This window comes from Bacillus cereus group sp. MYBK227-1, assembly GCF_051916325.1.
Lineage (GTDB): Bacteria > Bacillota > Bacilli > Bacillales > Bacillaceae_G > Bacillus_A > Bacillus_A cereus.
The window spans coordinates 96,525-115,451 of record NZ_JBQAGK010000001.1 but is presented as its reverse complement, the minus strand read 5'-3'; the positions used below and the strand labels follow the sequence as shown (position 1 = coordinate 115,451).

Here is an 18,927-nt window from a genome sequence, read left to right as displayed (position 1 = left end):
ATGATTTTTACATACAAAAATCATAATACATGTTTACGTCCTAATAAAAAGGGTATCTATTAATTAACAGCGTAAAGGAGGGGCCTATATTGTGAATAAAAAAATGGAGCAATTGGAACACCACGTTACGGATAATCAACGCAAACATGCTTTAACAACAAACCAAGGAGTAAAAATAGCCGAGGATGAATTCTCTTTAAAGATGGGCTTAAGAGGCCCAACCTTAATGGAGGATTTCCACTTTCGAGAGAAAATGACCCACTTTGATCATGAACGAATTCCTGAAAGAATTGTTCATGCCCGCGGAGTTGGAGCACATGGTCATTTTCAGCTTTATGAATCTTTAGAGGCATATACGAAAGCAGATTTTCTTACTAACCCTTCAAAAAAGACACCTGTATTTGTACGGTTCTCGACCGTTCAAGGCTCTAAAGGATCCAATGACACAGTAAGAGATGTGCGCGGATTTGCCACAAAATTTTATACAGATGAAGGTAACTATGATTTAGTAGGTAATAATATGCCAGTATTCTTTATCCAAGATGCTATTAAATTTCCTGATTTTGTCCATGCAGTTAAACCAGAACCACATAATGATATTCCTCAGGGAGCTAGCGCTCATGATACATTTTGGGATTTTGTTGCGCACAATCCCGAGTCTACTCATATGGTTATGTGGCAGATGAGCGACCGGGCTATTCCGCGTAGTTTACGAATGATGGAAGGTTTTGGGGTTCATACATTTCGACTTATTAATAAAGAAGGAAAAGCCCACTTCGTAAAATTCCACTGGAAACCTACCCTCGGGGTTCATTCATTAGTATGGGATGAAGCTCAAAGAATTGCTGGGAAAAACCCTGATTTCCATCGTCAAGATTTATATGAAGCAATTGAAAAAGGGGATTATCCAGAATGGGAGCTTGGATTACAGCTAATTCCAGAAGAAGATGAGCATGCATTTGATTTTGATATTTTAGATCCAACGAAATTATGGCCGGAAGAAGAAGTTCCTGTAAAACTAGTTGGTAAAATGACATTGAACAAAAATGTTGATAACTTCTTTGCCGAAACAGAGCAGGTAGCTTTCCACCCTGGTCATGTCGTACCAGGTATTGATTTTTCAAATGATCCTCTCCTGCAAGGAAGATTGTTCTCCTATACAGATACACAATTATCTCGTTTAGGAGGCCCTAATTTTCACCAAATTCCTATTAACCAGCCCGTATGTCCTTTTCATAATAATCAACGTGATGGTATGCATCAAATGCAGATTCATCGCGGTCAAACAAGCTATCATCCTAATGGTTTAAATAACAATCAACCAGCAACCGTCCAAGCCGAACAAGGAGGATATGAACATTATCAAGAAAAGATTGATGGGCATAAAATTAGAGGGCGCAGTAAAAGCTTTCTTAACTTTTATTCTCAGGCTAAACTTTTCTACAATAGTATGAGCCCTATTGAAAAGCAGCACATAAAAGAAGCTTTTTGCTTTGAAGTTGGGAAGTGTAAATCAGACATGGTGAAGGCAAATGTAATTGCTCTCCTAAACCACGTCGATCGTCAATTAGCACAAGAAGTCGCTAACATTATTGGAACTCCTTTACCTAAGGAAAATCACGAAGTAAATTCAGATGCAAAATCACCTGCACTAAGTATGTCTAACACTATTTTTAAAGCTGACTCCAAAAATGTTGCAATTCTATTAAATGGTGACCCAAGCGTCTCCCTTCTGTCCGAATGGATTCAAGCTTTTGTACAACAACGAATGAACTATAGCATCATAGATAATAAAATTCATCAATTTAATGATTCCATTAAAGTAACGGATACTTATACAACAGCAGACTCTGCACTTTTTGATGCAGTATTAGTGTTTAGTAGCGAATCTGTCATTCAACCCCCTGTTTTAGAATTTGCAGAAACTACTTTTAAACACTTTAAACCGATAGCCTATGTCCTTAGCGATCCTCATGCTTTAGACAATAGTAAAATCAAATTAGATGGAGCAGGAATTTACAACTTAACAAACACTTCAATTGAGTCATTTATAGAAGGCATTGCCCAAGGACGATTCTGGAACCGATAATATAATATAAGGAGCGGATTAGAATGAGTAAAAAAATTGCTATTTTAATAACGGATTATTTCGAGGACACAGAATACACAGAGCCAGCAGAAGCTTTTAAACAAAAGGGATATGAATTAACAACTATTGAAACAGAAAAAGGGAAAACGGTACACGGTAAACAAGGAAAAAGTGAAATTGTAATTGATAAAGGTATCGATGATGTTTCTCCAGAAAACTTTGACGCACTCTTCATACCAGGCGGATTTTCTCCAGATATACTTCGTGCGGATGAGCGTTTCGTTCGCTTTAGTAAAGCATTTATGGATACGGAAAAACCGGTTTTCGCTATTTGTCATGGACCTCAGTTACTCATCACTGCACAAACACTTGAAGGACGTGATGTAACTGGATATAAATCTATTGAAGTCGATTTAAAAAATGCCGGCGGGAACTTTCATGACAAAGAGGTTGTCGTATGTCAAAATCAGCTAGTAACAAGTAGACAGCCAGAGGACATCCCAGCGTTTATTGAAGAATCGTTGCGTATATTAGGATAACTAACCTCCTTTTATTTACATGAAAATAGTTAATCAGTGAGGTTTTATTCATCCCCCACTGATTAATTAGCCCCCACCAACTGGTCGTTTACAGGCAATCCGACCACCACAAATAGCAAGATAAATAAAAAGAGGGGAATCCAAAAGTTCAGTTTTAATAATCTTTTGGATTCCCCCTTTTTCTCGCCCAAAAATTCCTTATCACTTTTCATAGGCAGTTCTCATATAGTGAAAATGACTATATAATTCCTATCCATAAGTTAAATAATGATTTCGCACATATATAAATACAAAAGATGGGAGCCTTATTTATGAATAACAATCCACCTTCAACGCCCCCAAATCCAACGGAAACGAATAATAATGAAGTGAGCTTACAAACGTTACGCGTTATTGGGCTAATTGTACTGATTAGTGGCTACATATTAGTAACGCTTTCTGAAGTAGGCACATTAAAAAATCTTTTGCTACAGCCTAGTACTACTCCAAATTTAGCTGAAGTTGATCCGTTCTAAAAATTATATAAAAAGCGAATCCCAGTATAACTGGTTCGCTTTTTATATAGTTTCATCCAATTTGAGAAACATTTCTCTCATCCTCATACTTCTCTTTCCCTATCGCTTTCATAAATAGTAAAATACTGCTCATACCAACGATAAAGTACAGAGCACTCATGCCCCAAGAGGCGATAAATGAACCTAGCATAACACCTAATGCCCCGTTCATTTTTGCCACTTGAAAGACCATTCCGTTAATCGCCATATAAGAACCTCTTGCCTCATTTGGCACCATATCTGCCATAATAGATTGACGCACTGGCACATACATCATCTCACCTACCGTTTGGAAAAGCCCTGCAATTAATAAAATCCATAAGCTATTGCTCGTTCCGAGTATTGTAAATCCAATTGTATAAATGAATAAACCTACATATAAGATTTTCAAATCGTTGAAGCTTTTCAGCATTTTAATAAGAAGTGCTGAACATAACACAACTAAAATTGTATTCTCTGCAGAAATCCAGCTCAGCATGCGAATACCTGTTAAATCAAACGTAAAACCATTCCCGAATAAAAAGTGCACCGTTTCAAATTCCTTCTGCAAGCGAACACCTAAATAATTATTAATTTGAAACTCTAAAGACAATGTACATATACTTGCTGCACAAAAAATTAAAAACGCTCTATCTTTCATTACAACTTTATAACTATCTGCCATATCTTTTAATACATTTTTCTTCTCTACTGTTTTTCTCACTACATACACTTCTTCCATATATACAGTCATCACATATAAAGTAATAATTGCAACAAGCGTTAATACGATAAACAATTGCAATCTATAGTTTTCAAATAGTAACCCACCAAATATTGCTCCAATCGCAATGGATAAATTAATAGCCCAATAATTAATGCTATACATTACTTTTCGATTTTCAGGTGTACTCACATCAATTAACATAGCCTCTGTCGCAGGATTCATAAGTCCAGATCCTAAACTATTCACTAGCATAAAGATAAATGTTAACCACGGTGAATCTACATAATCCGAATTCGCAACTCCCATACAAGCAATAGAAATGACTTGTATACTTTGACCGATAATCATAACCTTTTTACGCCCAAGCCGATCCCCAACATATCCACCGTATAAACCAATTACTAATGAAGCTATGACATTAATGAGTAGTAAAGCACCAGCAATCGCACTACCTAACTTTATTGAAAAATAAATCGCCATAAATGGAAAAATCATCGTGGATACAGTACGTGTTAAAAACGAAGTTATAATTCTAATTTTTATATTTCGATGCATACTCCAAAATCCCATTGTTTCCTCCTCCTTATGCTTACTTATTTTACTTTGAAAAAAAGGAAGAAAAAGGTTAGAATATTCTAAAGAGTTTCCCCTTTTATAGATAGAAGGAAGTGTATATATGAAAATTATGGACTATTACATTAGACTAAGACTACATGCACAAGATCAAAAACATATACAAAATAGCTTACAAGAATTAGCGGATGTTTTATATTGCAGTACGAAAAACGTAAAGATTTTATTAAAGAAAATGAGCGAGGAACAATTAATTAGCTGGACTCCAGGGCGAGGCCGCGGAAATAAAACGGAAATTCTATTTATACATAATTTCGTAGAAGCGATTGAATCCTATACAGATGAACTGTTAGCGCAAGAAAAATTAAAGGATGTTTTTCTTCTTTTAAAAGAACCTCTACCCCTTGCACTTCAAAAAAAGATAGAAAATAAACTACATCATCATTTTGGATACGAACCTTCAAATGATATGTACGACGTATTAAAGATTCCTATATCGAGAAAGATATTCCCTTTAGATCCGGCTTTTGTGGCTGTAACTACAGAGAGCCATCTTACGAGTCAAATTTTTGATACGTTAGTCGTCTATAACGATGTTACTGAAAAAATGGAGCCTCACATTGCGCATACGTGGGAATTAAGTGAAGATGGACTTACGTGGACCTTTTATTTACGAAAAGATATATATTTTCATAACGAAATAATTTTAACTTCTAAAGATGTACAATTTTCATTTGAAAGACTAAAACAAGTTCAATCCCCTTTCGAATGGTTAACAGAAGAAATTATTCAAATTGAAACGCCATCACCACTGCAAATTCGATTCCATTTAGCAAAACCAAATTTATTTTTCTTACACTATGTAAGTTCCATGCAGCTCGCAATTTTACCGCGTGATACGAGTATTCAAAATCATCATTATATAGGTACTGGACCTTTCAAACTTGCTCATTACTCTGAAGATAATATCGTACTCGAAGCGTTCACCCATTATTTTAAAGAGCGCGCGTTATTAGACCGTATTGAATTTTGGGGTATTCCTGACCATGTGCAAATAGATGCTGATTATGAACTACCAAACGAAGAGGAAAATGAAAGGCATGATATACAAATAGAAGAAATAGGTTGTATTTATGCTAGCTTCAACTTTAAAAAACCTGGTCCTCATCACGACATTTACTTTCGAAAAGCTTGGAGAGAACTATATGATGTTGAAATGATACTTCGTAACATAGAGGGTAGACGGACAATTGCTGCATCAAGCTTCTTCCCTGATAGAAGCCGCCTTGCAACAAGAAGATCCTACTCTTTAGAAAAGGCAAAAGAGTATTTGAAAAAGAGTACATATAATGGAGAAACGATACATATTTACTTCTTCGCATTTAAAGATAGTGCAAATGATGCATATTTCTTAAAAGAACGATGTGAAAGTTTAGGTATACAAGTAGCGCTTCACCCATTTCCCGTTTCAGATTATATGGATCGCTCTATTGATAAACATGCTGATATTATTTTCATGGGAGAAGTCTTTGCTGCCAATCATGAAATTGCATTCTTAAATGTATTTAAAAATAAAAGTTGCTTCGTAAATCGGTTCATGGACCCGCACTACGAAAAACAAATTAACTGTTTACTAGATACATTTTTACTAGAAGAAAATAAAGAAAAGCGTTATGAACTCATGTATGAGATTGAAGAGTTTTTACAAGCAGAACACATCATTTTATTTAACTATCACGTTTTAAAAAGAAAAACATACCCTTCTTCTTTAAAAAACGTAACAATTGATTCATTTGGTTGGGCAAATTTTGCGAAGTTATGGATACAACCATCCACGCATTAAAGTGTGAGTTTTTATAAAAGGAGAAGGTACTACATCCTTAGTAGTACCTTCTTCACATACAAATATAAACTATTATTTAATTACTTCATCTAAGTGATCTTTCAAGTTCAATAAATATTGTTCTATATCCGGATTCTTCACCACATCATAACAAGCAAAACTCTTTAACGGACTCATACCGAGAAACTTTTGCACGCGGTGTAAATGACTAAGCGCTGATTCTAAACTTTCTCCTTCAAAGAACTTCGTCTTATCTCCAAATGCTTTTTCAGGTGCATTCCAAGTTGTAGAGAACATATACTCTTTCTCTTTTAATAAACCACCTGTTCCATATTCATCTGCACCTTTAAAGAACAAACCGTATTCATATACTTCATCCATATACGTTTTAAATAAGCCCGGTACACTAAACCAATAAATCGGTGTTTGATAAATAACAACATCGGCCCATAAAAACTTATCTTGTTCTTCTTTAATATTGTAACCATCTTGAATCGTTGTTGTTTTCACATGATGATTCTCGCCTAATACAGTAACCATATAATCTACTAACGTTCTATTTAATCGTCCTTCCTTTGTACCGTATTTTTCATGTCCATTTATAATAAATATATTTTTCATCGTTTTTCTCTCCCCTATATGATCTACTCTTCAGCTATTAAGCCGAGTTGCTGCTGTAGTGTAAGATTATCTTCTAAATGCCAATCTTCCGTTATCTTTCCGTCTGTCACATGTAAAATATCAATTGCAAAAAAATTAATTTTCTTACCATTATGCGTTCCTGTAAAAGAAAGACGGGCTGTTACTTTATCACCAACAACCAATAAGTCTTCAATCTCGCAATGTATATCAGGCACAACTTTACGAAAATTTTGCGCTGCAAACTTTAATCCTTCAATGCCTTGTGGTCGCCCTTTCGGCAATGTATTATCGAAGAAATCTTTAGTAACAGTCTGCGGAATAAGTTCCTCCTTACCTGTATCCCAAAATGCATAAAAACGCTGCGCCGCATGAACCATTTCTGTCGCTTCTTTTTTACTTAGTGAGGGATCAATTGTCATTGCTTTTGGCCTTGGCATTTCTTTTAATAACTGAACTTCACCTTTTTGTTCCGCGCCGCATGCTACAAGCACAATACAAATAACAAACAAACTAAGGAATCCAAATAACTTTTTTATCCCCATGGAAATCACCACCTCCTCATATAAATCCTTTATGTTTCGTATTACTATTGTATATGCACTAACTTCCCTTATGGAAGTAGTGATATTTTTTTCATATAGTTACCAAAAGTATAGTTTTGTGATACTATAAAGCAAATTCATCCAAAAAAATTTTATGGAGGCTTGTTCCATGAACAATATAGATCCAGTTGAATTAACGAAAGGTTTACCTGGCATACCTTGTCCTATCGCTAAAACGCTTGATGTAATTAGTACAAAATGGACATTTTTAATCATTCGTGATCTTCTTATCGAAGGAACATTACGCTTTAGTGATTTACAAAAATCAATGGATGGGATTAGTCCAAAAACATTATCGCTTCGACTAAAGGAATTAGAATCTCAAGGCATTATAACGAGAAAAGTATATCCAGAAGTTCCGCCTCGTGTAGAGTACACATTAACGGATAAAGGAAAGCAATTAGAGGGGATTTTTATTGAATTAAAACGGTTTGGATTAAGTTTATAAAACAAAAACCCCTTACCGTCGTAAGGGGTTTTATTACTTCGCAAAACTCTCAGCCAACTGTTTCTCTCTCCACATAAATGTAATGCCGAGACCAACTATTAAAACAACTCCTGAAAATGCATATGGATAATGAATATTCATATCAAATAATATTCCGCCCATCGCTGGTCCTGCGATATTTCCTAAACTCGTATAAGTCGAGTTCATTCCAGCAACGAATCCTTGCTCTTTTCCAGCTGCTTTTGATAAAAACGTCGTTAAAGCTGGACGAAGTAAATCAAATGCTAAGAAAATGAAGCAAGTAACGAGAAGTACAATCCAATAATTAAAGACTACAGTTGAGACGAATGCTAATACTGCACCTACAATTAAACATATTTGAATTAATACTTTCTCACCGAACATGTCTACCAATTTGCCAAACATAAATACTTGCACAACTACCCCAAAGATTGAACTGATTGTAATAATTGCTGCAATATCTTTCGGCGAGAAACCAAATTTATGATCTGAGAATAAGCTAAACACAGTTTCATACGCCGATAATCCGAATGCGAGTACAAATACGATAATAAATGCAATTGCATACATTGGATGTAATGATTTCTTTAAATCACCAATAAAACTTGATTCTTTCGTATTAGAAGAAATCTCTGCAAGTTCTTCTTTCGTTAACGGTTCTTTTAAAATAAAGATTGAAATTACACATGCTATAAAAGCAATTGCTGCTGCAACGAAAAACGGCACACGTATACCGTATTCTGCAATAAATCCGCCGATTCCAGGCCCTATAATGAATCCAGTACTAATAGCCGCAGATAAGTATCCCATCGCCTTTGGACGTTCCTGAATAGATGTAATATCCGCAACATATGCCGTAACACCAGGCATAATAAAAGCAGCACTAATTCCGCCTAATACCCTTGCCACATAAAGCATCCACACATCTTTTCCTAATCCAAAAAGAAGCTCTGAAACACCAAAAATAAATAATCCAATGATTATCATTTTCTTCCTACCGTAAAGATCAACCCATCGGCCTGTAATAGGTGAAGTAATGAGCTGTGCCATTGCAAACACTGCAACGAGATATCCCATCGTCTTCCCTGTTAAATGCATATCATTCATAAAGGACGGCATAACCGGAATGATTAATCCAATCCCTAAAAAAGCGATAAATATATTACTCAAAAGAATAACCAATACCATCTTTTGTTCTTTTATCGGTTTCTTCACTTTTTAACACCTCTTCCCATAAGTTCCTCTCAAAAAATAATACCCAAGAAGCTTTTTCTTTATCCTGCTCTTTGCGGGCTAGTAATGAGTGAGGATGCCTCCACTCATTAGAATTTCACTCTATCCTTCTACACATACATAAGTATTAGGTGAATGACTATCATTCAGTTTTCCTCAAAAATGAACCTACCTTTTCAGACAGGTTCATCTTACTACTTCTTTATATGTAGTGCATGTGTTAAAAAATCTAGTACTTCTGCCTTTTGCAAATCCACTTGCTCATCATCTTTATGATCATATAAATAAACTTGTTCCGCTGCTGATTCAACAAGAGCGATAAATAACTTCGCTGTTCGCTCTGCGTGAACCGAATCACGAATTTCACCGGCTTCTTTCGCCTCACTTAAAAATTCGCTTAACCACATATAAAGAGGCTCATACACAGCTTCCCACTCTTTTATATGTTCAGTAGATGCAAGACCTGCATACATTAAAGCTTGTATTTCACGGTATTCCTCTATAAAGTGAAACACCGCATCGATTACTTGTGCCACTTTATTTGAAAAAGGTACATCTTTTTGTACTTTTTCTTTCACTGCAAGTATCATCTTTTCAACCATCACTTCTGCTATTGCAGGCATAACAGATAGCTTAGAAGGAAAATATAAATAGAAAGTTCCTTGCGCAATGCCAGCTAATTTCACGATATCAGAAATCTTCGTTTTTTCGACGCCCTTTTCCTGAAACACTTCAATAGCTGCATAGACAATTTTCTCTTTTTTATTCATCATCTAAACCCTTTCACACGCATATTGAATGACTGTCACTCATTTTATAAGATAATCGATTGTACTGTCAATGATAGTGAACTCTAAGAGGAACTCATTTTTTTATAATAAAATCTCCTAATAAACAATTAGGAGATAAAAATGCAATATATCTTTAAGAAAGTGCCTTTAATCCTGTCACTCCACATACAATAAGAAACACACTAATGATACGCGCTTTACTTTTCGACTCACCAAACAAGAACATGTTTAACAAAACTGCACCTGCTGTTCCGATACCAATCCAAACCGCATATGCGACACTTACTTGTAAAAATAAGAAGGAAGTATACAAAAATGCGAAGGATGTAGCAAACCCACCGATATAAATCGCACCATTGGCTAATGTCTTATCTTTACTATACATTTTAAGTCCTATCACACCGACTATTTCACTAATTGCAGCACAAAATACGAAAAACCAACCCATTTTTAAGCAGCTCCTTCCACAGTTTCTTCTTTATTATCAGCTAGCTTTAAACCGATAACGCCAGCTACAACCATCACGATAAAAAATAACTTCCCTACACTGAAACTTCCGCCGAAAAGAAATACATCCATTAAGAAAGTACCTACCGTACCAGCTCCGGCGAAAACAGCATATACAGTCCCTGTTGCAAGATGTTCACACGCTTTAGAAAGGAAGTGAAAATCAACAGCGATAACTCCTAAAATAATAATCCAATGCCACCAAGTATTAGCCGTATTAAAACCAAACACCCAAAAAATTTCAAAGATACATGTTAATATGACATATAACCATGCTCTATTTTTCATACCTCTCACCTCTTATGACTGACTATCAGTCATTTTTATTTTAAAAAAATATACTCTTTCATCAATACTATATAAAAACAACTATCATCCTCATTTACCATTGTATTTGTTCCATTTCTAAGCTAACTGCATCCTGTCACATAAAAATGACTGAATATCATTCATATATATATTGTACATGAACATTTTAAAAACTGTCAATGCCGAAAGTTTATTTAAAATTTCTTTCATCTGATTTGTATATTTCTTAATAATCTGTCAATACTGCTAGTAACATAATATTTTCTCCACTCCCCCTTGGAGAGATCCCTTGAATGGAGCAGTTAGCTTTTGCTAGCTGCTCTTTTTTATTTGTCCGCACACTTATGATGAAATACTCATAGATCAAATCCATTTTTCATCACATAACAACCATCTATTTATTTTCCAATAAGTTTTTGTATGCACTAATTTTATTCTCAAGCATCTTCTCTGTAACCTCTAAGTTTTCTCTTTGAATCTGAATAGATTTCCTATGATCTTCTAGGAGCTGTAAACGATCTTCTGTTGTATGCTCCCCTTCTGTATATAATCTAGCGTATTCTCTTATTTTCGCTATTGGCATTTGCGTTTGTTTTAATTTCATTACAAACTGCAACCACTTTATATGTGACTCTTCGTAAAGTCGATTTCCATTTGTATCACGATTTGCAATTAATATATTTTCCTTTTCATAATAACGTAGTGTATGTGTGCTCACGCCTAATAATTTTGCTACCTCGCTAATTGTGTACATACTAAAACTCCCTTCACATGCTTACCCTCATATATTTTATAACCGTATCAAATTTATAAAAAACGTTTGACTTAGAGTATACTCTAACAAATACAATCTAACCATAAATGAATTTGAATTTAGGGGGATTTTATATGAAATACACTGTTATTACTGGCGCAAGTTCCGGAATTGGTTATGAAGCAGCTTTAGCATTTGCATCTCGTGGAAAAAATTTAGTACTTGTAGCTCGAAGACAAGAAGAATTAAACGAATTAAAATTGAAAATTAACGAAATGCATCCAGAATTGGATGTTGTCATTCGAAAAACTGATTTATCTGTTACTGAAGATGTTTATAAACTTTATGAAAGCCTACAATCTTTTCAAATTGAAACGTGGATTAACAACGCAGGTTTTGGTAATTTCGCCTCAATTGCTGAACAAAATTTAAATAAAATCGAGACGATGTTGCATGTCAATATAGAAGCACTAACAATACTCTCTTCTCTTTTCGTTCGAGATTATTCAATGGTTGACGGAACACAGCTTATTAACGTTTCATCGGGCGGCGGATACACAATTGTTGCTGATGCTGTTACGTATTGCGCTACGAAATTCTATGTAAGTGCATTTACAGAAGGGCTGTCTCACGAACTGAAAGAACAAGGCGCAAAACTGCAAGCAAAAGTTTTAGCTCCTGCTGCAACTGAAACAGAATTTGCGAAGCGTTCATTTGATATTGATGAATTCCAATACGATAATGTTGTACCAAAATTCCACACTGCAAAACAAATGGCACAATTTATGCTCGACCTTTATGATAATGATAAAGTTGTAGGAATTGTCGACGGTTTAACGTATAACTATGAACTTAAAGATCCACTTTATAATTTTGCCGTGAGACAAAAGAATTCAAATTCTTAATAACCTGTCCATTTCTTATGGAAATATATGTTCCCACTATATATGTAAATAATAGTGGGAACTTTTTCTCTATAAAATTTTCATCCAACATACCGCACCATCGCCACTTCATCACAATAATCCACCTTTGGACAATGTCTACAATCAATCCATACTTTCTCTGGCAACGCTTCTTTATTTATAAAATCAAATCCACACTTTTGAAAAAATACTGTTTCATATGTTAAGGAAATTACTCTTCTTACATTTATTTTCGTAGCTTCCTCCATTACATGATTTACAAGCATACGCCCTATCCCTTTCCCTGCATATGTATGCGAAACTACTAACGATCGTATTTCTGCAAGATCTTCTCCTAATACATGCAAGCCAGCAACTCCAACAATTCTCTCGTCTTCTTTCATAACATATAAACATTGCAAATATTGATAAAGAGACAAAAGAGAACGTGGTAAAACAACTCCCTCTTTTGCATAAACCTCAATAAGACTATAAATTTCTTTCACATCACTCGTCACCGCATTACAGATTTTCATATTACATCCCCTTGCCCCTCAATATTAATATTTATAACTCGAAATGAATTTTAATTCATAATTTTATATAATAATACATCTCTCTTTTCTCCTCGTCAATCAATTTATACAAACAAAAAACCAAGCAATCTAATCGATGCTCGGTTCCTCATTTCGTATCGGCAATACCGTCGAATATTTAATTTCACGAAGTGCTAAACTTGTCTGTATCCTTGTAATACCAAGCTTATTCAACTTTCTAATAAACTGCTCTAGTTCTTTACGATCACGATTTGCAACCTTTAATAAATAATCGTACTCTCCTGTTAAACAGTGACATTCTAACACTTCCGGCATCGATTCTAATTCTTTCTCCAACACTTCCAGCTTGTCAAATTGATGAATATTTGTACTCATAAAAATAAAACATAATAAATCAAACCCAAGCTTTTCTTGATTTAAAATCGCAACTTGCTTATCGATGAAACCTTCCCCATCCAATCTTTTTATTCTTGCATGCATCGCAGCCGGTGATAAATTAACGCGACGTGCCAGCTCTGCATTACTTACTTGTGACTCCTTCTGCAATATATCTAAAATTTGTACATCCAAATCATCCAACACTTTAATAACAGACGACTCCATTACAATTCCCCCCTTTTTTCTTACCGATGATTATTCGAAAAAACACCTTATACCTTACAAAAAACTGAATATCATTCCGTAAATATCATTCATAACTAAAGATTTTATCGAGTTTTCACCATTATACAAAAGAATATATTACACAATAAAGAAAAATGCTAAAATTATTTACAATTCGTATTGATTACAAAAAAGGGGATTTTAGCATGCCTTATTTTTACGTCTTTTTACTATTACTAACGAGCTTATTATGGGGAGGAAATTTTGTCGTTGGAAAATCACTCGTCGATCATGCATCGCCGATGACACTGACAAATTTAAGATGGATGATTGCGATTGTTTGTTTATTACCGATGGTATGGTTTAAAGAAAAGAAAATCCTTCCACCACGTACCGCAATACTTCCTTTAATATTGATGGGAATTTCAGGGGTCGCTCTTTTTAACATCTTTCAATTTTTAGCATTAGAAAAAACATCCGCTACGAATGTAGGTCTTATCTCTACATTAAATGCAATTTCAATCGCATTATTTTCAGTATTATTTCTAAAAGAAAAAGTAAATACACTTCAAATCCTATCCATGATTCTTTCATTCTTCGGGGTTATCCTCGTCCTATTAAAAGGTGATTTCTCGCTTTTATTTTCACTACATTTTAATAGCGGCGATTTATGGATGATTGCAGCAGTTTGTATTTGGGGAATCTATTCTGTTTGTAGTAAATGGGCAACAAAAACAACTACACCACTTATGGCAACGTTGTACTCTGGTATTTTCGGCGTTATTTTATTACTACCGTTTAACATAGGTAGCTTCACTGTTTCAAATATAAATACTTCTTTCATCACATCACTTTTATATACTGGGCTTATTTCGACAGTTCTTTGTATGGTATTTTGGAATATTGGTGTACAAAAATTAGGCGCAACTACATCAGGTATTTTTCTAAACTTCAATCCAATTTTCACAGCCATTTTAGCATTCATATTCCTCGGAGAAGAATTAACGTGGATACAAATTTTAGGGACAATTGTCGTTGTAACAGGATGTTATTTATTTTCTCATTTTAAAACTGTTGCCGTTCAGCCTGTTAGACCTTTAATGCGAAAACATTCTTAATGAAAAAACATCGTCATCTGGGTTGGCGATGTTTTTATTTTCTCTTCATTTCTTTTATATACTGCTTTTCCTCTTCTGGCGATAAACGTTCCGTCGCCTTGCCAGTATCTCCACCTTGAAGGCTCCATAAAAAGTTATGCTCCTCAACAGTTTGAGAAAAATCTCCTTTTTCCCATCTATTTATAATAGAAAATAACTTCATTTTATATTGAAAACCTGTACTATTTTCAATATCTCTTTTTACATTAGAAATTTCCTTTTTTGTCATCTCTACAAATCCCCATTTTTCAGAGGATTTTACCTTTTGGTGCACCATTTTATGCATAGTAGAAATAATTTCACCTTCACTAATTTGCGGGGCTTCTTCTGCAGCTTTTTTCTCTTTTTCGTTTGCCGCTCGCTCGATTTGAATATTTTCATTTTCTTTTTCCACATATGCAAGCAATTTCTTTCCGCCAACTATAGAAGAGATGATTACCATAATGGTAATACATATACCTACAATCCATTTAAAAAGCATTATCTCTTCATCGCTTCCCTAACAATATGACTATCTACATATTGCTTAAACTTCACGATTTTTCCGTTCTCAAGTTGCCATACATGAACAAATTCTGCTTCAAATGATTTTCCTGTTTCTTTATAAACTCCAGAATACATACCTTCAGCAACAATTACATCTTTTCCGTTTACTTCATGATATGTATTTACACTTGCTTTATAATCATCCCATTCTGATTCTAAACGGCTAAATACATTTTTCATTATAGCTTCCACGCCTTTATATGTTCCGCCGTACGGGAAACCTTCTGCCTCTGTCCATTCCACTTTTTCAGAGAGGGCTTCTGCTAAATGCTTTGCATTCGAAGAAGCTGATCCTTCATACGTGCTTTGAATAATTTCTAAATTTGATTTAGGCATATTACTTCCTCCCGTTTATTTATTTTCACACAAGATGTAACTCATACAGTTACATCTTGTGTGAAAAAATATTTAAATTGTTTTACTCTTAATTTATTTATTGTAATCATTATAGTTACAACACTTCTTCAAGTCAACATTTATAAATAAAATTTACTTCGTTTTCATTACTTTTTCTTTTAAGAAACGATCTACATATCCTTCTGCTTTTACTACGAATAAATACGCACCCATTGATAATAATGCAAGATCTAATTCATATCCTGGATTCTTTCCATCTCCTAATAAACCTGCTGCTCCATTTACCTTTACAATAGCTCCAGCTAAAATAAGAGCGAATAACAATCCTACATATCGTACACCTAAACCGATAATTAATAATATACCACCAACTAATTCAACTGTTGCTACGCCGTATGCAAGACCACCTGGTAAACCGATGCTTGTAAACCATCCTGCTACGTTATCGATACCTGATTGAAACTTTGCTAAACCGTGTGCAAAAAACGTAACTCCTAACACGATACGAATAATTAAATTCCCAATATATTGATTCATTTTGAACTCTCCTTTTTGTTTTGTTATGGTGAACTTTTATTTACAAGTCAAAACAATACGGTATTTTATTTCATTCGTCAAATACTTTTTTAAAGAAAACAAAAAACATTATCCGTTTTACGGATAATGTTTTCCTACAAAATAGCGCTAATTCAAGCTTTTATTCTATCGCATAGAAAAAGTTGAAACATTTTTCCAGCGCCAATATAAGGCAGTAAAGAAACGTCCTCTTCCACAACTATTCCAACAACATTCACTTTCTCATCTACAAGTAAATCATGTGTAGCAACTTGCATCTCCCCTGCATATCTACCGTACAATTCATTATCAATTGTAATGCTGCCTTTCTTTCTTACAATTGTATGCATCGGCTGTAAAACCACTCTATTTCCTTCCCTTGATTCTACAGATCGAATAACATCACGAGCCGGATCTAGTCTATTTGTATGCACTTGCTCCACCACTTTTAATACTTCTTTATCAGTTATAAATGATTTGTAACGCAATGGAATAATCCCTCTACTCGCACTAGCTACTTCTTGCATACTTTCCAAACTTGCGCTTATATCTCCAATCAATACTTTATCAACACCACAATCTTGAACAAGTTCTAAGTACGCTTCAAGCGGGCGCATATTGCGATGTTTTTCTAACGTTGGTAACCCTTCATATAACGGACCACGTTTTTCCGTATCTCCTGGAATAAATGCCATCGTTTTTATTCCGCACTCCTGTAAATATTGATTTTGTTTTTGTAAGAAGGACTTTGCTAGTCCCGTCTCTGGACGTGGATAAAAATTATGCCACGCTTCTACATTCTCTACTCTTATATGTTCTGCAAGTAATTCTTTCCAAAATGGCTTTGTAATCGTACTTGCATTTAAAGCTACTTTCATCTTATGAGATACGCTTGCAATTTCTTTTGGCGCAATGCCGTAATCCATTCTTAAACCGGTAATGCCCCAGTCCAATAGTTCTTCCACATTTTCATATGTTAGCCCTAAATGATGTAACGATTTTGGAGAAACATCAACCATTAACTCCATTTCATGTGCAAGAGCTTGTTTCCCTAATATTTGAATTAACTCTTTATACGTATTTGGATCATCTTCTGGAATGTGCAGTGATGTAAAAATAGATGTAAACCCATTTTCCTTCGCTACTTTTAGCCACTCTTCTTGTTTCTCTACTCGTTCTTTTGAAAGATAAATGGAAACTCCGATCATATAAATCTCCCTTTCTATTAATAGAAAAAGAGAAAGGAATCCCTTTCTCTATATGTTTTCTGCCATTTCTTCTTTAAATCCGAAGAAGTACGTAAAGATAAATCCGAAAGCATATGCAATTACTAAACCTAAGAAATAGAGTAAATATTTATTGTCAGCAATTAACGGAATTAAAGATAGCCCTGATACGCCAATTCCAAGAGAAGCTGTTTGCATAACTGCTTGGAATGCACCACCGACAGCCGCTCCTAAACAAGCAGTAATAAACGGTTTCCCAAGTGGTAATGTCACCCCGTATAATAACGGCTCACCAATTCCTAAAAAGCCAACTGGCAATCCACCTTTAATTACATTTCGAAGTCGTTTGTTTTTTGTTTTCACATAAATCGCAATTGCTGCGCCCACTTGGCCAGCACCAGCCATTGCGAGCACTGGTAATAAAGGTGTTACGTGTGTTTGATTAATAAATTCCATATGAATTGGTGTTAAACCGTGATGCAATCCGACCATAACGAGAGGTAAAAATGTTCCCGCAAGTACTGCGCCAGCAAATGCTCCGCCAATATTTAAAATAGCATTAATTCCGCTCGTAATACCATCTGATAAGAAACCTGCTAATGGCTGAATGGCTAACATCGTTACGATACTTACAACTAATACAGTAATGAGTGGTGTCACGATAATATCAACTGCGTTTGGCACTGCTTTTCGAACTTGTCTTTCCACTACAACCATAAGCCATGCTGCAAAAATAACTGCAAACAATCCGCCCCGTCCGGGCACTAATGCTTCACCAAACAATTTTACGTTTGCCATCGCCGGGTTGAAAATTAAAATACCAGCAATTGCCCCAAGAACCGGTGTCCCGCCAAATTCTTTCGCTGTATTCCAGCCGACTAAAATTCCTAAGAATGTAAAGATACCGCCGCCAATGAGTAGTAACATTTGTAACCACGTTGCATTTGGATCAGCACCAGCATTTTTCGCAAAGTTAGCAACCCCGTTTATAATTCCTGACGCAACAAGCCCCGGAATTAATGGGATGAAAATACTTCCTATTTTTCGTAAAAAGTTTTTCACCGGTGTATTATTTTTCTTCTTAATCTCTGATTTCATCTCTTGCCCAATATCTTCAAGGTGATGATCTGCTACCTCACCAATTCGTAGTCCTGTCAAACCTTCCATTTCAGCTGCTACTTTATTTACTGTTCCTGGACCAACGACAACTTGAAGCGTCTCATCTTCTATAACACCCATAACGCCTTCAACTTTTTTCAAAAGGTCCATATTTACTTTACTTTCATCATGAAGCGTTAAACGTAGTCTCGTCATACAATGAGCAATACTACGAATATTTTTTATTCCACCAAGTTGCTCCGAAATTTCCTTGGCCATTCTCTCTTCTTTCTTCATAATAGAATCCCCCTC

General features: G+C 35.1%; 23 protein-coding genes. 7 read left to right on the top strand and 16 right to left on the bottom strand.

Features of this window, described 5'->3' with window-relative positions; genetic code table 11:
- The first annotated feature begins 91 nt into the window (after nucleotides 1-91).
- The gene (locus ACTFRM_RS00765) at nucleotides 92-2,089 is read left to right on the top strand and encodes a catalase (RefSeq protein ID WP_173600747.1); all 1,998 of its coding nucleotides are present in this window, start codon (nucleotides 92-94) and stop codon (nucleotides 2,087-2,089) included.
- Nucleotides 2,090-2,112: 23 nt separating this feature from the next.
- The gene (locus ACTFRM_RS00760) at nucleotides 2,113-2,628 is read left to right on the top strand and encodes a type 1 glutamine amidotransferase domain-containing protein (RefSeq protein ID WP_136363058.1); all 516 of its coding nucleotides are present in this window, start codon (nucleotides 2,113-2,115) and stop codon (nucleotides 2,626-2,628) included.
- Between the two features lie 62 nt (nucleotides 2,629-2,690).
- Here the strand turns inward: ACTFRM_RS00760 and ACTFRM_RS00755 are convergent, their stop codons facing one another.
- Nucleotides 2,691-2,840, bottom strand: a complete 150-nt coding sequence (locus tag ACTFRM_RS00755; RefSeq protein WP_162900581.1) for a hypothetical protein — start codon at nucleotides 2,838-2,840, stop codon at nucleotides 2,691-2,693.
- A gap of 99 nt (nucleotides 2,841-2,939) precedes the next feature.
- Between ACTFRM_RS00755 and ACTFRM_RS00750 the strand changes: the two genes are divergently transcribed.
- Nucleotides 2,940-3,143, top strand: coding sequence for a hypothetical protein (locus ACTFRM_RS00750; RefSeq protein ID WP_001063866.1), 204 nt, complete (start codon nucleotides 2,940-2,942; stop codon nucleotides 3,141-3,143).
- Between the two features lie 52 nt (nucleotides 3,144-3,195).
- On the opposite strand, the gene ACTFRM_RS00745 is transcribed toward ACTFRM_RS00750, so the two are convergent.
- On the bottom strand, nucleotides 3,196-4,458 hold the full coding sequence (locus ACTFRM_RS00745; RefSeq protein WP_063220058.1) for an MDR family MFS transporter: 1,263 nt from the start codon (nucleotides 4,456-4,458) through the stop codon (nucleotides 3,196-3,198).
- Between the two features lie 106 nt (nucleotides 4,459-4,564).
- Here ACTFRM_RS00745 and ACTFRM_RS00740 point away from each other — a divergent pair, with 106 nt between their 5' ends.
- Nucleotides 4,565-6,304, top strand: a complete 1,740-nt coding sequence (locus tag ACTFRM_RS00740; RefSeq protein WP_259592962.1) for an SgrR family transcriptional regulator — start codon at nucleotides 4,565-4,567, stop codon at nucleotides 6,302-6,304.
- Between the two features lie 72 nt (nucleotides 6,305-6,376).
- Here ACTFRM_RS00740 and ACTFRM_RS00735 read toward each other — a convergent pair whose 3' ends face one another.
- Both ACTFRM_RS00735 and ACTFRM_RS00730 read right to left on the bottom strand, forming a co-directional pair.
- A complete protein-coding gene (locus tag ACTFRM_RS00735; RefSeq protein ID WP_000789191.1) occupies nucleotides 6,377-6,925 on the bottom strand; it encodes an NAD(P)H-dependent oxidoreductase in 549 nt (182 codons plus the stop codon).
- A 23-nt stretch (nucleotides 6,926-6,948) separates the two neighbouring features.
- Nucleotides 6,949-7,488 carry an ester cyclase gene (locus ACTFRM_RS00730; protein WP_000511553.1) on the bottom strand — a complete coding sequence of 180 codons (540 nt, stop codon included), beginning with the start codon at nucleotides 7,486-7,488 and terminating at the stop codon, nucleotides 6,949-6,951.
- 169 nt (nucleotides 7,489-7,657) lie between these two features.
- Between ACTFRM_RS00730 and ACTFRM_RS00725 the strand changes: the two genes are divergently transcribed.
- Complete coding sequence (locus tag ACTFRM_RS00725; protein ID WP_001059470.1) at nucleotides 7,658-7,996, top strand: winged helix-turn-helix transcriptional regulator; 339 nt, start codon at nucleotides 7,658-7,660, stop codon at nucleotides 7,994-7,996.
- Between the two features lie 33 nt (nucleotides 7,997-8,029).
- Here the strand turns inward: ACTFRM_RS00725 and ACTFRM_RS00720 are convergent, their stop codons facing one another.
- From ACTFRM_RS00720 to ACTFRM_RS00700, 5 genes are all read right to left on the bottom strand, one after another.
- Nucleotides 8,030-9,232: an MFS transporter gene (locus ACTFRM_RS00720; protein ID WP_000742953.1), complete on the bottom strand. Its 1,203-nt coding sequence runs from the start codon at nucleotides 9,230-9,232 to the stop codon at nucleotides 8,030-8,032.
- 212 nt (nucleotides 9,233-9,444) lie between these two features.
- Nucleotides 9,445-10,023 carry a TetR family transcriptional regulator gene (locus tag ACTFRM_RS00715; protein WP_002025356.1) on the bottom strand — a complete coding sequence of 193 codons (579 nt, stop codon included), beginning with the start codon at nucleotides 10,021-10,023 and terminating at the stop codon, nucleotides 9,445-9,447.
- Between the two features lie 151 nt (nucleotides 10,024-10,174).
- Nucleotides 10,175-10,489: a DMT family transporter gene (locus tag ACTFRM_RS00710; protein ID WP_000539671.1), complete on the bottom strand. Its 315-nt coding sequence runs from the start codon at nucleotides 10,487-10,489 to the stop codon at nucleotides 10,175-10,177.
- Nucleotides 10,490-10,491: 2 nt separating this feature from the next.
- Nucleotides 10,492-10,836 carry a DMT family transporter gene (locus ACTFRM_RS00705; RefSeq protein WP_000796022.1) on the bottom strand — a complete coding sequence of 115 codons (345 nt, stop codon included), beginning with the start codon at nucleotides 10,834-10,836 and terminating at the stop codon, nucleotides 10,492-10,494.
- Nucleotides 10,837-11,251: 415 nt separating this feature from the next.
- On the bottom strand, nucleotides 11,252-11,611 hold the full coding sequence (locus ACTFRM_RS00700) for a MerR family transcriptional regulator (RefSeq protein WP_440043067.1): 360 nt from the start codon (nucleotides 11,609-11,611) through the stop codon (nucleotides 11,252-11,254).
- A gap of 134 nt (nucleotides 11,612-11,745) precedes the next feature.
- On the opposite strand from ACTFRM_RS00700, the gene ACTFRM_RS00695 reads away from it, so the two are divergent.
- Nucleotides 11,746-12,516, top strand: a complete 771-nt coding sequence (locus ACTFRM_RS00695; RefSeq protein WP_075677768.1) for an SDR family NAD(P)-dependent oxidoreductase — start codon at nucleotides 11,746-11,748, stop codon at nucleotides 12,514-12,516.
- 80 nt (nucleotides 12,517-12,596) lie between these two features.
- Here the strand turns inward: ACTFRM_RS00695 and ACTFRM_RS00690 are convergent, their stop codons facing one another.
- Both ACTFRM_RS00690 and ACTFRM_RS00685 read right to left on the bottom strand, forming a co-directional pair.
- Nucleotides 12,597-13,052, bottom strand: a complete 456-nt coding sequence (locus ACTFRM_RS00690; RefSeq protein WP_000686663.1) for an N-acetyltransferase — start codon at nucleotides 13,050-13,052, stop codon at nucleotides 12,597-12,599.
- Nucleotides 13,053-13,181: 129 nt separating this feature from the next.
- A complete protein-coding gene (locus ACTFRM_RS00685) occupies nucleotides 13,182-13,676 on the bottom strand; it encodes an Lrp/AsnC family transcriptional regulator (protein ID WP_000446097.1) in 495 nt (164 codons plus the stop codon).
- A gap of 206 nt (nucleotides 13,677-13,882) precedes the next feature.
- Here ACTFRM_RS00685 and ACTFRM_RS00680 point away from each other — a divergent pair, with 206 nt between their 5' ends.
- Nucleotides 13,883-14,794, top strand: a complete 912-nt coding sequence (locus tag ACTFRM_RS00680) for a DMT family transporter (RefSeq protein ID WP_001146242.1) — start codon at nucleotides 13,883-13,885, stop codon at nucleotides 14,792-14,794.
- 34 nt (nucleotides 14,795-14,828) lie between these two features.
- Here the strand turns inward: ACTFRM_RS00680 and ACTFRM_RS00675 are convergent, their stop codons facing one another.
- From ACTFRM_RS00675 to ACTFRM_RS00655, 5 genes are all read right to left on the bottom strand, one after another.
- Entirely contained in the window at nucleotides 14,829-15,314 is a 486-nt protein-coding gene (locus ACTFRM_RS00675; protein WP_137396391.1) for a PRK06770 family protein, read from the bottom strand.
- Nucleotides 15,314-15,715, bottom strand: a complete 402-nt coding sequence (locus tag ACTFRM_RS00670; protein ID WP_173600749.1) for a nuclear transport factor 2 family protein — start codon at nucleotides 15,713-15,715, stop codon at nucleotides 15,314-15,316. Before ACTFRM_RS00670 ends, ACTFRM_RS00675 begins: the two co-directional genes overlap by 1 nt.
- Nucleotides 15,716-15,868: 153 nt before the next feature.
- A complete protein-coding gene (locus ACTFRM_RS00665; RefSeq protein WP_001077751.1) occupies nucleotides 15,869-16,273 on the bottom strand; it encodes a DoxX family protein in 405 nt (134 codons plus the stop codon).
- Between the two features lie 152 nt (nucleotides 16,274-16,425).
- A complete protein-coding gene (locus ACTFRM_RS00660; protein ID WP_137396389.1) occupies nucleotides 16,426-17,499 on the bottom strand; it encodes a DUF871 domain-containing protein in 1,074 nt (357 codons plus the stop codon).
- Between the two features lie 48 nt (nucleotides 17,500-17,547).
- Complete coding sequence (locus tag ACTFRM_RS00655; RefSeq protein ID WP_000711293.1) at nucleotides 17,548-18,912, bottom strand: PTS transporter subunit EIIC; 1,365 nt, start codon at nucleotides 18,910-18,912, stop codon at nucleotides 17,548-17,550.
- Nucleotides 18,913-18,927: the final 15 nt, after the last annotated feature.

Bases quoted from the DNA above. Each gene is read 5' to 3' on its own strand.
- ACTFRM_RS00760 (WP_136363058.1), top strand. From the start codon at position 2,113: ATGAGTAAAAAAATTGCTATTTTAATAACGGATTATTTCGAGGACACA.
- ACTFRM_RS00750 (WP_001063866.1), top strand. From the start codon at position 2,940: ATGAATAACAATCCACCTTCAACGCCCCCAAATCCAACGGAAACGAAT.
- ACTFRM_RS00680 (WP_001146242.1), top strand. From the start codon at position 13,883: ATGCCTTATTTTTACGTCTTTTTACTATTACTAACGAGCTTATTATGG.
- ACTFRM_RS00685 (WP_000446097.1), bottom strand. From the start codon at position 13,676: ATGGAGTCGTCTGTTATTAAAGTGTTGGATGATTTGGATGTACAAATT.
- ACTFRM_RS00670 (WP_173600749.1), bottom strand. From the start codon at position 15,715: ATGCCTAAATCAAATTTAGAAATTATTCAAAGCACGTATGAAGGATCA.
- ACTFRM_RS00715 (WP_002025356.1), bottom strand. From the start codon at position 10,023: ATGATGAATAAAAAAGAGAAAATTGTCTATGCAGCTATTGAAGTGTTT.
- ACTFRM_RS00730 (WP_000511553.1), bottom strand. From the start codon at position 7,488: ATGGGGATAAAAAAGTTATTTGGATTCCTTAGTTTGTTTGTTATTTGT.
- ACTFRM_RS00745 (WP_063220058.1), bottom strand. From the start codon at position 4,458: ATGGGATTTTGGAGTATGCATCGAAATATAAAAATTAGAATTATAACT.
- ACTFRM_RS00740 (WP_259592962.1), top strand. From the start codon at position 4,565: ATGAAAATTATGGACTATTACATTAGACTAAGACTACATGCACAAGAT.
- ACTFRM_RS00675 (WP_137396391.1), bottom strand. From the start codon at position 15,314: ATGCTTTTTAAATGGATTGTAGGTATATGTATTACCATTATGGTAATC.
- ACTFRM_RS00690 (WP_000686663.1), bottom strand. From the start codon at position 13,052: ATGAAAATCTGTAATGCGGTGACGAGTGATGTGAAAGAAATTTATAGT.
- ACTFRM_RS00660 (WP_137396389.1), bottom strand. From the start codon at position 17,499: ATGATCGGAGTTTCCATTTATCTTTCAAAAGAACGAGTAGAGAAACAA.
- ACTFRM_RS00695 (WP_075677768.1), top strand. From the start codon at position 11,746: ATGAAATACACTGTTATTACTGGCGCAAGTTCCGGAATTGGTTATGAA.
- ACTFRM_RS00700 (WP_440043067.1), bottom strand. From the start codon at position 11,611: ATGTACACAATTAGCGAGGTAGCAAAATTATTAGGCGTGAGCACACAT.
- ACTFRM_RS00755 (WP_162900581.1), bottom strand. From the start codon at position 2,840: ATGAAAAGTGATAAGGAATTTTTGGGCGAGAAAAAGGGGGAATCCAAA.
- ACTFRM_RS00655 (WP_000711293.1), bottom strand. From the start codon at position 18,912: ATGAAGAAAGAAGAGAGAATGGCCAAGGAAATTTCGGAGCAACTTGGT.
- ACTFRM_RS00705 (WP_000796022.1), bottom strand. From the start codon at position 10,836: ATGAAAAATAGAGCATGGTTATATGTCATATTAACATGTATCTTTGAA.
- ACTFRM_RS00710 (WP_000539671.1), bottom strand. From the start codon at position 10,489: ATGGGTTGGTTTTTCGTATTTTGTGCTGCAATTAGTGAAATAGTCGGT.
- ACTFRM_RS00725 (WP_001059470.1), top strand. From the start codon at position 7,658: ATGAACAATATAGATCCAGTTGAATTAACGAAAGGTTTACCTGGCATA.
- ACTFRM_RS00735 (WP_000789191.1), bottom strand. From the start codon at position 6,925: ATGAAAAATATATTTATTATAAATGGACATGAAAAATACGGTACAAAG.
- ACTFRM_RS00665 (WP_001077751.1), bottom strand. From the start codon at position 16,273: ATGAATCAATATATTGGGAATTTAATTATTCGTATCGTGTTAGGAGTT.